Origin of the sequence: Streptomyces nanshensis, from assembly GCF_001751255.1 — a bacterium.
In the GTDB taxonomy this organism is placed as follows: Bacteria; Actinomycetota; Actinomycetes; order Streptomycetales; family Streptomycetaceae; genus Streptomyces; species Streptomyces nanshensis_A.
In genome coordinates this window covers 1-15,370 of record NZ_LJGW01000104.1, presented here as the reverse complement: position 1 = coordinate 15,370, position 15,370 = coordinate 1, and the positions used below count along the sequence as shown (strand labels likewise).

Below are 15,370 nucleotides of genomic sequence, written 5' to 3'. Positions count from 1 at the left end.
GGGCCTAGCCTGCTTCGGGATCGCCCCGGGTGTAGCTGACGCGCTGTACCTGACCGTCCTCGCCGACGTCCTTGACCTCCTTGCCGTTGACGTAGAGCTTCACGCCGCCGGCGTTGCCGAGTACAAGGCTGAGGCGCTTGTCGTCGGTGAAGACCTTGCTCTTGCTCTTCTTCAGCACGCCTTCGTGTACGAGGCGTCCGTTGTGGTCGCGCGCGGAGATCCACACGTCCTGCTCCGCGGTCATCTGCACCGTCACCTTGTCCGCGGGGGCCGCGGCGATGGCGCTGTCGGAGGGGTCGGCGCTCTCCGAGGGCTTCTCGTCCTGGGGGTCCTTGGTCACCGGGGGCCGGGAGGGCGTCCCGGTCTCCGTGGGCTTCGCCGAGGGGGTCTCCTTCGCCTTCGAGGGCTCCTCCTCGCCGCCCCCTCCGACGAGGGTGAAGCCGACGAATCCGACGACGGCCACGATCGCGGCGACCATGGCTGCCGTCCAGTTGGGCCTTCGCCGTTCCGGACGGATGCGTTCGGCTTCGAACAGTGCGGCGGGCGGGGTCGGCTGAGGACGTCCTCCGTGCTCACCGTCGTACTGCGCGACGAGCTCGTCGGGGTCGAGTCCGACTTCGCGTGCGAGCGTACGGATGTGACCGCGGGCGTAGACGTCGCCGCCGCAACGGGAGAAGTCGTCCGCCTCGATCGCCTGGACAATGGGGACGCGCACTCTCGTCGACGTGCTGACCTCGTCAACTGTCAGCCGTGCTTCGTTTCGGGCCTGCTGGAGGGCTTGACCGACTGTTGGCCGGTCCTCTTCTTCCGCTTCATTGCCGATGGACACGTGGGCGCCTTTCGAGCGTGTAGCCACCTGCTGGACGTTCAGTCTAGGGGCGGAGCAAAAGAGTGGGGCAAGCGGGCCGACGAACTTTGTACGCCATCAGGATTGTCGTACCGCCTGAGTTCGGACACGTCCCCAGCTCCTGTCTCCAACTTGACGTACGCGCCAGGGAAACGGTTGCCTCACTCGTCCTTATGAGTGAGGTTCCCCGCGGATCACAGCCAGCACACCATCGAGTTCGTCAGGCTTGATCAACACGTCCCGCGCCTTGGACCCTTCGCTGGGTCCGACCACGCCCCGCGACTCCATCAGATCCATCAGCCGCCCCGCCTTGGCGAAGCCCACGCGCAGCTTCCGCTGAAGCATCGACGTCGAGCCGAACTGCGTGGAGACGACCAGTTCGGCCGCCTGACAGAGCAGATCCAGATCGTCGCCGATCTCCTCGTCGATCTCCTTCTTCTTGCTCTGCCCGACGACGACGTCCTCGCGGAAGACCGGCGACATCTGCGCCTTGCAGTGCTCCACGATCGCCTGGACCTCGTCCTCGCCGACGTACGCGCCCTGCATGCGCACCGGCTTGTTGGCGCCCATGGGGAGGAAGAGGCCGTCGCCCTTGCCGATCAGCTTCTCCGCGCCCGCCTGGTCGAGGATGACGCGGCTGTCGGCAAGCGAGGACGTCGAAAAGCCCAGCCGCGAGGGGACGTTGGCCTTGATCAGGCCGGTGACGACGTCGACGGACGGACGCTGCGTGGCGAGCACCAGATGGATGCCGGCGGCGCGGGCGAGCTGGGTGATCCGTACGATCGCGTCCTCGACGTCGCGCGGGGCGACCATCATCAGGTCCGCCAACTCGTCGACGATGACGAGGAGATACGGGTACGGGGCCAGTTCGCGTTCGCTGCCCTCGGGCGCCGTGGCCTTGCCGCTGCGCACCGCCGCGTTGAAGTCGTCGATGTGCCGGTAGCCGTACGCGGCGAGGTCGTCGTAGCGCAGGTCCATCTCGCGCACGACCCACTGAAGGGCCTCCGCGGCCTTCTTCGGGTTGGTGATGATGGGCGTGATGAGGTGCGGAATGCCTTCGTACGCGGTCAGTTCGACCCGCTTGGGGTCGACGAGGACCATCCGTACGTCCTCCGGGGTGGCGCGGGCCAGCACGGAGGTGATGAGGCAGTTGATGCACGAGGACTTGCCGGAGCCGGTCGCGCCCGCGACGAGGATGTGCGGCATGCGGGCAAGGTTGGCCGAGACATATCCCCCCTCGACGTCCTTGCCGAGCCCCACGAGCATCGGGTGGTCCTCTTCGGTGGCCTCCGCGGAGCGCAGGACGTCGCCGAGGTTCACCATCTCCCGGTCGCTGTTGGGGATTTCGATGCCGACCGCGGACTTGCCCGGGATGGGGCTGATGATGCGTACGTCCGGACTGGCCACGGCGTAGGCGATGTTCTTCGTCAGCGCCGTGATCTTCTCGACCTTCACCGCGGGGCCGAGTTCGATGACGTACCGCGTGACGGTCGGGCCGCGGGTGAAGCCGGTGACGGCGGCGTCCACCTTGAACTCGGTGAAGACGTTCGTGAGCGACTCCACGACCCGGTCGTTGGCCGCGCTGCGGGTGCGGCCCGGGCCGCCGCGCTCCAGCAGATCGAGGGACGGCAGCGCGTAGGTGATGTCGCCGGAGAGCTGGAGCTGTTCGGCGCGCGGCGGCAGCGAATCCGGTTCCTCCTGCCGCGCCGCATGCTTCGTCAGGTCGGGGACGGGCGTCTCCTCGCGCCCGGACTCCGCGCCGGCCCCGTCCTCCGCCGCCTCCTCGGCCTCGGCCGCCTTGCGCCGCTCACCGGAGGAGACGCCGCTGCTCAGGTCCGCGACCAGCGGCGAGGGCTGCACACCGTGCAGCAGCGCACCGTCGAGCGAGGCGGCGGCGCCCGCGGCGACGTCGAACGGCTCGTCCGAACGGCCGCGCCGGCTGCGGCCCTTGCGCGAGGAGCGGCGCTCGTCGAGGGCCTCCTTCTCCGCATGCGCCGGGTCGAGGTACTCCTTGCGCATGCTGTGGGCGCGGCCGCGGGGACGCGCGGGCCGCTCGTCCGCGTCCTCGTCGTCGTCCAACTCCCCTGCGGCGGCAGGGGGATCGGCGAGTCCCAGCCGTACGGCCAGCGCATGCAGCCGCCGCGGAATGGCGTTGACGGGCGTGGCCGTGACGACCAGCAGCCCGAAGACGGTGACCAGCACCAGCAGCGGCACCGCCAGCGTCTGCCCCACCGTCTCGATGAGGGGCCGCGACGCCGCCCAGCCGATGAGGCCGCCCGAGTCCTGGATCGCGCTCTCGCCCGCGCCCCGTCCGGGCGCACCGCAGGCGATGTGGACGAGGCCGAGCCCGCCGATGACGAGCGCCGAAAGTCCCACGACGATACGGCCGTTGGCCTCCGGCTTCTCGGGATGGCGGATCAGCCGTACGGCGATCACGCCGAGCAGCACGGGCACCAGCAGATCGAGCCGTCCGAAGGCGCCGGTGACGAGCATCTTCACCAGGTCGCCGACGGTGCCCTGGAGGTTGGACCAGGTGCCCGCGGCGACGATCAGCGCCACACCGACCAGCAGCAGCGCCAGTCCGTCCTTGCGGTGCGCCGGATCGAGCCCCTTGGTGCTGCGCCCTATGCCGCGCAGCACCGCTCCCAGCGTGTGGGCGACGCCGAGCCAGCAGGCGCGCACGAGGCGGTAGATGCCGCCGGTGGGTGACGGGGCGGGCTTGGGCGCGGACTTGGCCTTCGCCTTGGCCGGAGCCTTCTTGGCGGTGGCCTTCTTCGCCGGCGCCTTCTTCGCGGGAGCCCGTTTCGCGGCAGCCTTCTTCGCGGGCGCTTTCTTGGCTGCCTTTCCGGAGCCGGACGTACGAGGGGCCATGGTGGTGAGGTTACCGTCGTCGGGCTGTCGGGGCACGAACGGCTGTGCAGTGCGCACGGGCGGAACGGCCGGGGCGACGGCGGCTCCCGGCGCCACCGGGCGTACTCCGGCGCCCGCCTGACGGGCTCTCAGGCTGGCTCGCTCTCATGGGCGCTCACGGGGACACAGCGACGCCTTGCGGCCCACGTCACGTCGTACGGCGGTGCGGCGTGCGAGTCATGTGACACGAAAGGGTGGCGAACTCCGCACCGCCGCACGGCAGTTCCGCCGGCGCGCGGCCGAGTACACGGTCAGTTCTGCGAGGGCACCTGCGCCGACGCGCCGCCTCCGGCCCCCGGTTCCAGGGCGTCGAGGGCTCTTCGCAGGCCGGTGATCTTCCGTTCGAGGTGCGCGGCCGTGGCGACGGTCGCCGACTCCGCGTTGTCGCCGAGCTGTTTGGACAGCGCCTCGGCCTGCTCCTCCACGGCGGCCAGCCGTGCGGACAGCTCGGACAGCAGCCCCGGGGACTCGGCGCCCTCCTCGGCCTCCGTGCTCTCGGACGCCGCCTGGCCGGAGGCACCCGAGCCGTTCCCGTTCTCCAACTGCCGCCGCAGCAGCGACGCCTGCTCACGGAGCTGGACGTTCTTCATGTACAGCTCGACGAAGACGGAGACCTTGGCGCGCAGCACCCACGGGTCGAAGGGCTTGGAGATGTAGTCGACGGCGCCCGCCGCATATCCCCGGAAGGTGTGGTGCGGACCGTGGTTGATGGCCGTGAGGAAGATGATCGGGATGTCGCGCGTGCGCTCCCGGCGCTTGATGTGGGCCGCCGTCTCGAAGCCGTCCATGCCGGGCATCTGCACATCGAGCAGAATGACCGCGAAGTCGTCCGTCAGCAGCGCCTTGAGCGCTTCCTCCCCTGACGATGCCCGCACCAGCGTCTGATCGAGCGCGGAGAGAATGGCCTCCAGCGCCAGCAGATTCTCCGGCCGGTCATCGACCAGGAGGATCTTGGCCTTCTGCACCATGGCCCGTCCTCCTCGCCCCGGCAGTCTGTCGGACGCCGCCCCTGGGGGCCGTTCAACGACAGCGCCGCCCGTCCTTGTGCGGGTCATCGTAGCCGCACGCCGGTGTTCGCCACACCCTGTCACCGTGATGTCACTGTGCACACAGCAAAAACGTCTCAGAAGACCGATAGGTTCCCGGCCGACCGTGCTTCCACACGTCGTCGGCACACTGCGTCAGCGACCGGCTGCTACCAGCACCGTGCCACATCAACGCGCGCTCATCCACTCCTGCATGACGGCGAGCAGATGGTCGGTGTCCACGGGTTTCGTGACGTAGTCGGACGCCCCTGCCTCGATGCTCTTCTCCCGGTCGCCCTTCATGGCCTTGGCCGTCAGCGCGATGATCGGCAGCCCCGCGAACTGCGGCATCTTGCGAATCGCCGCCGTCGTCGCGTAGCCGTCCATCTCCGGCATCATGATGTCCATCAGCACCACGGTCACGTCGTCGTGCTGTTCGAGCACCTCGATGCCCTCGCGGCCGTTCTCGGCGTACAGCACCTGGAGTCCGTGCTGTTCGAGCACGCTCGTCAGGGCGAAGACGTTGCGGATGTCGTCGTCGACGATGAGGACTTTCTCACCTCCGAAGTCCCCGCCGGGGCCCGGGTCCACCAGGTCCTGTCCGCTGTGCAGCCATGCCTCGTCGCCGCTCTCCTGCCGTCCGGCGGACGCGTCGGCCGTCCTGCCGCCGCCCGGTCCGGAGCCGGTGCCCGTGGCCGTACGGCCCTGCTGGGCGCCCCTGGTGCCGCGTCCGTTCTGGAGGGCGCGCGGCTCGGGCTGTGCCTCCGGCGGCAGTTCCGGCTGCTGCTCGGGCTCGGTGGCGTTGCGCTGCTTCCGGCGGCGTACGAGCGAGGCCGCGGCCCGTTCCGCTTCGGATGCGGCGATGTCGTTCGCGGACTGCTCGTGCTGCTCCTGTGTGCCGTGGGCTCCGGCCTCCGCGCTCTCCGGGCCCTCGCCGGCTGCTCCGCTTTCCAACTCGGCGGCGCCGGCAGCCGAGCCGCCGTAGCCGGACTCCTCGTCCCCGCCCGTCAGTTCGGCCGGTTCCTCCTCGACGCGCTCCAGCGGCCGGATGCGCTCCGCCGCGGCCGCTCCCGTCTCCGCGGCGGCCGAGATGGCCAGGGTGCCCGAGCCGATCTGCGCATAGCCCTGCGGCGGCAGCTCGGTCGGGTGCAGCGGCAGATAGAGCGTGAAGGTGGAGCCGCGGCCCGGCTCGCTGGCCGCGTAGATCTCGCCGCCCAGCAGCCGCGCGATCTCCCGGCTGATGGACAGGCCCAGGCCCGTACCGCCGTACTTGCGGCTCGTCGTGCCGTCCGCCTGCTTGAACGCCTCGAAGATCACCCGCATCTTGCTCGCGGCGATCCCGATGCCGGTGTCGGTCACCGAGAACGCGATCAGCTCCGCGTCGGCGTCCAGCAGCGAACCGTGCTCCAGCATCTGCTCCCTGATGACCTCGGGAACGTCCGCGTGCGCCGAGCGGATCACCAGCTCGACGGCGCCGGTGTCGGTGAACTTGACCGCGTTGGACAGCAGGTTGCGCAGCACCTGGAGCAGCCGCTGCTCGTCGGTGTGCAGCGTGGCGGGCAGCTCCGGTGAGACGCGTACGGAGAAGTCCAGCCCCTTCTCCGCCGTCAGCGGGCGGAAGGTGGCCTCCACGTAGTCGACGAGCTGGACGAGCGCGATGCGCGTGGGGCTGACGTCCATCTTGCCCGCCTCGACCTTGGACAGGTCGAGGATGTCGTTGATGAGCTGGAGCAGATCGGATCCGGCGCCGTGGATCGTCTCGGCGAACTCGACCTGCTTCGGGGAGAGATTGCCCTCCGCGTTGTCCGCGAGCAGCTTCGCCAGGATGAGCAGCGAGTTGAGCGGCGTACGCAGTTCGTGGCTCATGTTCGCCAGGAACTCCGACTTGTAGCGCATCGAGACCGACAGTTGCTCGGCGCGCTCCTCCAGCACCTGCCGCGCCTCTTCGATCTCCCTGTTCTTGATCTCGATGTCGCTGTTGGTCTGCGCGAGCTGCTCGGCCTTCTCCTCGAGCTGTGCGTTGGACTCCTGGAGGGCGCGCTGCCGGTTCTCCAGCTCCTCGGAGCGCTCCCGTAGCTGCTCCGTCAGCTCCTGCGACTGCTGAAGCAGCAGCTCCGTCTTGGTGTTGACGCTGATCGTGTTGACGCTCGTGGCGATCATCTCGGCGATCTGGTTGAGGAAGTCCTTCTGGATCTGCGCGAAGGGCTGGAAAGCCGCCAGCTCGATCACGCCGAGGATCGTCCCCTCGAAGACCACGGGCAGCACGATGACGTGCGCGGGCGGCGCCTCCCCCAGCCCGGAGGAGATCTTCAGATAGCCGGGCGGCGCGTTCTCGACGAGGATCGTCCGCGCCTCCTTGGCCGCCGTGCCGATCAGAGACTCCCCGGGCGTGAACGTCGTCGGCATGGTGTCGGTCGAGTAGCCGTAACTGCCCACCATGCGCAGCTCGTAGTTGGCGTCGGCGCTGTGGTCCGCGCCGACGCCCACGTCCTCCTTGTCCTCGCCGGTGGAGTACGCGAGGAAGAAGGCGCCGTGCTGCGCCGAGACGACGGGCGTCAGCTCGCTCATGATCAGCCCGGCGACGTCGTTGAGGTCGCGGCGGCCCTGCATGAGGCCGGAGATGCGCGCGAGGTTGCCCTTGAGCCAGTCCTGCTCCTGGTTGGCGAGGGTCGTCTCGCGGAGGTTGGCGATCATCGTGTTGATGTAGCCCTGGAGCTGGAGGATCTCACCGGCCGCCTCGACGTCGATGCGTACGTTGTGGTCGCCGCGGGTCACGGCGGTGGCGACGTCGGCGATCGCCCGCATCTGCCGGGTGAGGTTGGAGGCCATCTCGTTCACCGAGTCGGTGAGGTCCTTCCACGTGCCCGCGACGCCGCGTACGCGTGCCTGGCCGCCCAACTGGCCCTCGGTGCCCACCTCTCGGGCCACCCGGGTCACCTGCTCGGCGAAGGAGGAGAGCTGGTCGACCATCGTGTTGATCGTCGTCTTCAGCTCCAGGATCTCGCCGTTGGCCTCGATGTCGATCTTCTTGGTGAGGTCACCGCGGGCGATGGCGGTGGTGACCATGGCGATGTTGCGGACCTGTCCGGTGAGGTTGGACGCCATGGAGTTCACCGACTCCGTCAGGTCCTTCCACGTACCGGCGACTCCGGCGACCCGTGCCTGGCCGCCCAGGACGCCGTCCGTGCCGACCTCGCGGGCGACGCGGGTGACCTCCTCGGCGAACGTGGAGAGCGCCGTGACCATCGTGTTGAGGGTGTCCGCGAGCTGCTCGACCTCGCCGCTCGCCTCGACCGTGACCTTCTTCGTCAGGTCGCCGTTGGCGACCGCGGTCGCGACCTGCGAGATGTTACGGACCTGGCTGGTGAGGTTGTTCGCCATCAGGTTGACGTTCTCGCTGAGGTCCTTCCAGATGCCGGTGACGCCCGGCACCCGCGCCTGACCGCCGAGCATGCCCTCCGTGCCGACCTCACGGGCGACGCGGGTGACCTGCTCCGCGAACGAACTGAGCTGGTCCACCATCGTGTTGACCGTCGTCACCAGCGCGAGGATCTCGCCCTTCGCGTCCACGGTGATCTTCTTCGACAGATCGCCCTGCGCGACCGCCGTGGTGACCTCCGCGATGTTGCGCACCTGCGACGTCAGGTTGTTCGCCATGAAGTTGACGGACTGCGTGAGGTCCTTCCACGTACCCGAGACGCCCTTGACCTCCGCCTGGCCGCCGAGGATGCCCTCGGTGCCCACCTCGCGGGCCACCCGCGTCACCTGCTCCGCGAACGAAGAGAGCTGGTCCACCATCGTGTTGAGGGTGTTCTTCAGCTCCAGGATCTCCCCGCGCGCGTCCACGGTGATCTTCTGCGAGAGGTCGCCGCGCGCGACCGCGGTGGCCACCTGCGCGATGTTGCGCACCTGGTCCGTGAGGTTGCCGGCCATGCCGTTCACGGAGTCCGTCAGATCGCGCCAGACGCCGGCCACGCCCGGCACCTGGGCCTGACCGCCGAGCCGTCCCTCCGTGCCGACCTCGCGGGCGACCCGGGTGACCTGCTCGGCGAACGCGCTGAGCTGGTCGACCATCGTGTTGATGGTGTTCTTCAGTTCGAGGATCTCGCCGCGGGCGTCGACCTCGATCTTCTGAGAGAGGTCGCCGCGGGCCACCGCCGTCGTCACCTGCGCGATATTGCGGACCTGCGACGTCAGGTTGCCCGCCATGAAGTTGACGGAGTCGGTGAGGTCCTTCCACGTACCGGAGACGCCGTCGACGCGTGCCTGGCCGCCCAGCCGTCCCTCCGTACCGACGTCCCGGGCCATCCTCGTGACCTGCTCGGCGAACGAACTGAGCTGATCCACCATCGTGTTGACGGTGTTCTTCAGCTCCAGCATCTCGCCGGAGACGTCCACGGCGACCTTCTGCGACAGATCGCCGTTCGCCACCGCCGTCGTCACCTGCGCGATGTTGCGCACCTGTCCGGTGAGGTTGCGGAAGGCGGTGTTCACCGAGTCGGTGAGGTCCTTCCAGGTGCCGCCCGCGCCGGGCACCTGCGCCTGGCCGCCGAGTTCGCCCTCGACGCCGATCTCCCGCGCGACGCGGGTCACTTCGGCGCCGAAGGACGAGAGCTGGTCGACCATCGTGTTGACCGTCGTCTTCAGCTCCAGCATCTCGCCGGAGACGTCCACGGCGACCTTCTGCGACAGATCGCCGTTCGCCACCGCCGTCGTCACCTGCGCGATGTTGCGCACCTGTCCGGTGAGGTTGCGGAAGGCGGTGTTCACCGAGTCGGTGAGGTCCTTCCAGGTGCCGCCCGCGCCGGGCACCTGCGCCTGGCCGCCGAGTTCGCCCTCGACGCCGATCTCCCGCGCGACGCGGGTCACTTCGGCGCCGAAGGACGAGAGCTGGTCGACCATCGTGTTGACCGTCGTCTTCAGCTCCAGCATCTCGCCGGAGACGTCCACGGTCACCTTCTGCGACAGATCGCCGTTCGCCACCGCCGTCGTCACCTGCGCGATGTCCCGCACCTGCGCGGTGAGGTTGCGGAAGGCGGTGTTCACCGAGTCGGTGAGGTCCTTCCAGATGCCGGCGGCGCCGGGCACCTGCGCCTGACCGCCGAGTACGCCCTCCGTACCGACCTCGTTGGCCGCACGCGTCACCTCGTCGGCGAACGTACGGAGCGTCTCCGTCATCGTGTTGATCGTCTCGGCGAGCTGGGCGACCTCGCCGCGTGCGTTCACCGTGATCTTCTGCGACAGGTCGCCGTTGGCGACCGCCGTCGTCACCTGCGCGATCTCGCGTACCTGCGAGGTGAGGTTGCCCGCCATGAGGTTGACGGAGTCCGTGAGGTCCTTCCAGACGCCCGCGACGCCCTGCACCCGGGCCTGGCCGCCGAGTTCGCCCTCGGTGCCGACCTCGCGGGAGACCCTCGTCACCTCCGACTGGAAGGAGGAGAGCTGGTCGACCATCGTGTTGACGGTGTTCTTCAACTCGAGCATCTCACCGGCCACATGGACGGTGACCTTGCGTGACAGATCGCCCTTGGCGACGGCGGTCGTCACCAGCGCGATGTCCCGCACCTGAGCCGTCAGCCGGGACGCCATCGTGTTGACGGAGTCCGTCAGGTCCTTCCAGGAACCGGACATGCCGCGCACCCGCGCCTGGCCGCCGAGCTTCCCCTCCGTGCCGACCTCGCTCGCGACGCGCGTCACTTCGTCCGTGAACGCCGAGAGTTGATCGACGAGTCCGTTGACCGTACGGCCGACCTTCAGGAACTCGCCGCGCAGCGGCCGTCCGCTGCCGTCCGCGCCGCGCGAGCGCAGATCCATGCGCTGTTCCAGATCGCCCTCCGCGACCGCGGTGAGCACCCTGCCGACCTCGGAGACGGGCCGCACCAAGTCCTCGACCAGGGCGTTCGACGCGTCGATGGCCGCGGCCCACGACCCCTCGCACGTACCGGTCTCCAGCCGCTCCGTCAGCTTCCCCTCGCGGCCCACCACCCGCCGTACGCGGGCCAGCTCCCCGGTCAGATGGAGATTCTGGTCGGCCACCTCGTTGAAGACGGCGGCGATCTCGGCCATGGGCCCGTCACCGGTGACGGTGAGGCGTTTACGGAAGTTACCGTCCCGCATCGCCGTCAGAGCCGTCAGCAGCCGGTTGACCGACGCCGCGTCCACCTCGATCGTCCCGCTCTTCCGGGAGCGGCTGCCTTTCGCGCGCGCACTCTTGCTGCGCACCGCTGCGCCAGACTCCACCGTGTCCCTCCCGAAGGGTCGACCGTACTGCCGTCATACCCGGGCTTCTGCTTCGAGCCTTCCCAGTGTTTCACCCTGCCCGAACCAGGCGATAACAGTTCGGCAGCATGGCACACGGCTCTCCACACACCCCGGACGGAAAACACACTGGATCCGGCACCCGCGCACACTGCGAACGTAAGTAACCTGGCTCCCGGCTGTCCATCCGTCCCGTGTTGCGGACAGAGTGCGAAAAGTGCGAGTCGTGTGGAAGCGCACGGTCAGGGCGGGCGGCTGCGAGAGCATGAAAGGCAACGGAGGGGCGCCGCGGGTGACGCAAGAACAGAGCGCCGAGCGCGGGAGCATGCCCGCTGACGGCGACGCGGGCCTCCCGGCCGGGGGCAACGGCGCCGGCCCGGCGGACCCGGCTCAGGGCGGCCCGGGAGCGCCCGTCATCGCGACGCAGCACACACCGCGGGACGCGGCCGGTGTGCGGACGGGCAGCGATCAGCGATACAAGGGGAGACGAGTGATCACCGCGAGGGCAGCGGCCACGTTCGAGCCTGTCGGACGTTCCGTCGCGACGGCCCGCGCCTTCGTGCGGGACACCCTCCAGGGGTGGGGGCTGGGCGACATCGTCGACGACGCCGTCGTGCTGACCAGCGAACTCGTCACCAACGCCGTCGTACACGCGGGCACGGCCGCCGAAGTCGTGTGCCTGCGCGACGGCGAGGGCGTACGCATCGAGGTCGTCGACCGCTACCCGGAGCGCGAACTGCCCCTGCAGGACCCGGCGCACATCCTCGGCAGCCCGGACCGCGAAGGAGGCCGGGGACTGCTGCTGTGCGCCGCTCTCGCCTCCCACTGGGGCGTCGACTACACGGCCGCCGACAAGCGCGTCTGGTTCAGCCTCGACCTGCCCGAACGTCCCGTGGGCACGCGTGCGGCGGGCCCCGCGCTGCCCGACGACGCACTGCCGGTCGCCGACACCCGCGTCCTCGTCGCCGTCGTCCAGATCGACCGCGGCGGCGCCATCGCCGCCTGGAACGACGACGCACAGCAGCTCTTCGGTTACCCGGCGGACCAGGTCATCGGCAAGCCCCTCAACGACTTCGCCGCATGGCCCCACACCCCGGGCACCAGCACCGGCATCGCCGAGGCGCTGCAGCTCTCCCGCTGGGAGGGCTCCTACGGGCTGCGGGACGCCGACGGCCGTACGATCCCCGTCTACGCCTCCCACCTGCGCGTGCGTGACAGCGACGGGGAGCCGTCCACGGTGTGCCTGCTGGTACGCGACCACGAACGGGCCGTTCTCCAGTCGCCGTTGCGCACTCCCGCGCCGGACTCCGCGAGCCGGCAGGAAACCGGCGAGACCCACGGTGACCCCTTCGAAATCTTTATCGGTTCGCCGGCACCGGACGACCTCGACGGATTGCTCCAGCGAACGGTGGAGCGTGCCCGCGACATGCTCGACGGCGACTCCGCCTACCTCCTGCTCGCCACCGACGACGAGACGGAACTGGAGGTCCGCGCCTCCACGGGCCTGCCCTCTGCCCGCCAGCGCTTCGCCCGCGTACCGGTCGAGGCCGGCACGGGACGGTACGGATCCGCGCGCATGCCCTCCGTACACGAGGACCTCACGGTCGTACCGGGCGCGGTCCCGCTGCTCGCGGGCACGGGCATGCGCTCCGTGGTCACCGTCCCGCTCAAGGTCGAGGGGCGGCTGACCGGTTCACTGGGCGTGGCCACCGAGTCACCCGGCCGTTACACCAACGAGGAGGCGCTGCGCCTCCAGTTCGCCGCCGACCGCATCGCGCTCGCCGTCGAACGGGCCCGGCTGACCGAGCTGGAGCGGCTGCGCCGCGGCTCGCTGTCCTTCCTCGTCGAGGCGTCCGACCTGCTGGCCGGCACGCTCGACCGCGACCAGACGCTGGCGCTGATGGCGCAGATGACGGTCCCCACGCTCGCCGCCTGGTGCGCCGTCTACACCGTCGCCGAGCCGGGCTCCGACCCCAAGCTCTCCTACGTGCTGCACGAGGACGAGGACCGCATCGACCACCTCAAGGCACTGCTCAGCAAGGTCGATCCGCCGGACCCGGTGCCCACTCCGGGCGCCCGCGTGTGGAGCGCACCGTCCGACGCCGCGCACTCCGCGGCCCTGCGCAGCTCGCTGCGTTCGGTGGTCCTCGGCGAGGAGGAGCACTTCTCGCCCGGCTCGACCCGGGCCACCGCGACGGCGGTGGGCGGCGAGACCGTCGTCCTCCCCCTCGTCGCCCGCAACCGCGTCATCGGCATGCTGACGCTGGGCAAGCCCGCGGAGGAGCGCTTCCGTCAGGAGATCCTCGAACTCGCCGAGGACCTCTCCCGCCGTGCCGCGCTCGCCCTCGACAACGCCCGCCTCTACTCGGAACGTACGGCCATCAGCCAGTCCCTCCAGCGCAGCCTGCTCCCGCCCGAACTGCCCGAGGTCAGCGGCGGCGTCGAGGTCGAGGTCATCTACCGCGCGGCGGGCGAGGGCAACGAGGTCGGCGGCGACTTCTACGACCTGTTCGACATCTCCGAGGACACCTACGGCTTCGCGATCGGCGACGTCTGCGGCACGGGACCGGAGGCCGCCGCCGTAACGGGCCTGGCGCGGCACGCCCTGCGCCTGCTCGCCCGCGAGGGCCTCGGCGGCCCCGCCGTACTGGACCGGCTCAACACCGCGATCCTCGACGAGGGCGCCCGCAGCCGCTTTCTGACGCTGCTGTACGGGGAGTTGAGGCCGCAGCCCGACGGCAGCGCCGAGCTCAAGGTGGTCTGCGCGGGCCATCCGCTGCCGCTGCGTCTGCGCCAGGACGGCAGCGTCGAACCGGCCGCCGATCCGCAGCCGCTCCTCGGCGTGATGGACGACCTGGAGCTGTACGAGCAGACGGTCGTCCTCGACCCGGGCGATGTGCTGCTGTGCGTCACGGACGGCGTGACCGAACGCCGCGAAGGCACCCGCATGTTGGGCGACGACGGCCTCGCCGAGGTGCTGACGAGTTGTACGGGCCTGACGGCGGGCGCGGTGGCCGCCCGGATCATGCGCGCCGTCGAACGCTTCGCGAGCGCGGCACCGTCCGACGACATGGCCATCCTCGCGATGCGCGTCCCCGAATAGGCGGGAAGGACGCAGACATACGAGAGGGGGCTTCCGTCCGCGGACGGAAGCCCCCTCTCAACTCATATGCTCCGAGCCCCAAAACGGAATCGAACCGTTGACCTTCTCCTTACCATGGAGACGCTCTGCCGACTGAGCTATTGGGGCGCCGTTCGGCGACGACGATCTTACCCGACCCGGCAGAGTGCTCCGTACGCCGACGGCCGTCAGGCCGAATCCATCAGCCCGCCAAGGCCGTTGCACGCGGAGACGAGCCGGTGGAGATCCCGCTTCGTCATGGACGTCTCCAGCGGCAGCGCCAGTGTCTCGTCCGCGGCCCGCTCCGACTCCGGCAGCCACACGTCCGTACGGAACTCCGCCGTGCGGTGCGCGGGGATCTTCACCGGTACGTAGCACGCCACTCCGCGCGCGCGGAGCGCACGCTTGAACGCGTCCCGGTCCGGCCGCCCGTTGCCCGGCACCCGCACCACGTACTCCGTGAACGCGTGCTGCACACCGAGCGCGACGCGCGGCTTCACCACGCCTCGCAGCCGCCGGTCCAGATAGTCGGCGAACTGCCGCCGCCGGACGGCGTCGACGGACACCACGCCCGGCCCGTCGTCCGGATCGATCACCCGCAGCCCTCGCCGCTGCGCCACCTCGTGCAGACACACCATGTCCGCGGGGTGCCCGAAGAGATGCACGGGCGCGATGGCGACCGTCCGGTCCGTCGCGGCGGACTCCACCGCCGCGGGGGACAAGCAGAAGCTCAGCGGATCTATATCCGCGAACACGGGACGCGCCCCCAACGCCCTTACGGCATCCGCCACTTCGGCACCCCCGAAGGCCGGCACCACAACCTCGTCTCCGCTTCCTATCCCGACGGCTGTGATCTCAGTCGCGCTCATGGCGCCGATGGTGCGGGCGCAAAATGAACTCCGGGTGACGACATGAAAAAGGGCTGTGGCTCCCGAACTGAACAGTCCAGGAACCACAGCCCCTATACAAGGAGTTCGGCGGTGTCCTACTCTCCCACACGCTCCCGCATGCAGTACCATCGGCGCAGTAAGGCTTAGCTTCCGGGTTCGGAAAGGATCCGGGCGTTTCCCTCACGCTATGACCACCGAAACACACCCCCCACACACCCACAGCAGGGCTAAGGGGGGAAACTCGTGTCGTGTGTTGTCAGCGCACTCTTCACATATCAAACCAACCGTGGTGCTGGTGGTTGTGGTTTCAGAGCTGCAC

General features: G+C 69.4%; 5 protein-coding genes, 1 tRNA gene, 1 rRNA gene and 2 pseudogenes. 1 reads left to right on the top strand and 8 read right to left on the bottom strand.

Going from position 1 to position 15,370, the window contains the following annotated elements; all coding sequences use genetic code 11:
• Positions 1-4: 4 nt before the first annotated feature.
• The 5 genes and pseudogenes from AN218_RS05380 to AN218_RS05365 form a co-directional block, all read right to left on the bottom strand.
• On the bottom strand, positions 5-829 hold the full coding sequence (locus tag AN218_RS05380) for a helix-turn-helix domain-containing protein (protein ID WP_070015456.1): 825 nt from the start codon (positions 827-829) through the stop codon (positions 5-7).
• A gap of 189 nt (positions 830-1,018) precedes the next feature.
• A complete protein-coding gene (locus AN218_RS05375) occupies positions 1,019-3,718 on the bottom strand; it encodes an FtsK/SpoIIIE family DNA translocase (protein WP_070015466.1) in 2,700 nt (899 codons plus the stop codon).
• A gap of 290 nt (positions 3,719-4,008) precedes the next feature.
• Complete coding sequence (locus tag AN218_RS05370) at positions 4,009-4,725, bottom strand: response regulator (RefSeq protein WP_070015455.1); 717 nt, start codon at positions 4,723-4,725, stop codon at positions 4,009-4,011.
• A gap of 246 nt (positions 4,726-4,971) precedes the next feature.
• Positions 4,972-5,355: pseudogene (locus AN218_RS39165) on the bottom strand (response regulator); the annotation flags it as partial.
• A 540-nt stretch (positions 5,356-5,895) separates the two neighbouring features.
• A pseudogene (locus AN218_RS05365) lies at positions 5,896-11,022 on the bottom strand (HAMP domain-containing protein); the annotation flags it as partial.
• A gap of 508 nt (positions 11,023-11,530) precedes the next feature.
• On the opposite strand from AN218_RS05365, the gene AN218_RS05360 reads away from it, so the two are divergent.
• The gene (locus AN218_RS05360) at positions 11,531-14,143 is read left to right on the top strand and encodes a SpoIIE family protein phosphatase (RefSeq protein ID WP_244900302.1); all 2,613 of its coding nucleotides are present in this window, start codon (positions 11,531-11,533) and stop codon (positions 14,141-14,143) included.
• Positions 14,144-14,217: 74 nt separating this feature from the next.
• On the opposite strand, the gene AN218_RS05355 is transcribed toward AN218_RS05360, so the two are convergent.
• From AN218_RS05355 to rrf, 3 genes are all read right to left on the bottom strand, one after another.
• A tRNA-Thr gene (locus tag AN218_RS05355) sits at positions 14,218-14,290 on the bottom strand.
• A gap of 59 nt (positions 14,291-14,349) precedes the next feature.
• Positions 14,350-15,030: a DegT/DnrJ/EryC1/StrS family aminotransferase gene (locus tag AN218_RS05350; protein ID WP_070015454.1), complete on the bottom strand. Its 681-nt coding sequence runs from the start codon at positions 15,028-15,030 to the stop codon at positions 14,350-14,352.
• 103 nt (positions 15,031-15,133) lie between these two features.
• Positions 15,134-15,250: ribosomal RNA gene (gene rrf / locus AN218_RS05345) — 5S ribosomal RNA — on the bottom strand.
• Positions 15,251-15,370: the final 120 nt, after the last annotated feature.

What these genes read in the sequence shown, in the direction of transcription:
- AN218_RS05375 (WP_070015466.1), bottom strand. Translation starts at nt 3,718, where the DNA reads ATGGCCCCTCGTACGTCCGGCTCCGGAAAGGCAGCCAAGAAAGCGCCC.
- AN218_RS05350 (WP_070015454.1), bottom strand. Translation starts at nt 15,030, where the DNA reads ATGAGCGCGACTGAGATCACAGCCGTCGGGATAGGAAGCGGAGACGAG.
- AN218_RS05370 (WP_070015455.1), bottom strand. Translation starts at nt 4,725, where the DNA reads ATGGTGCAGAAGGCCAAGATCCTCCTGGTCGATGACCGGCCGGAGAAT.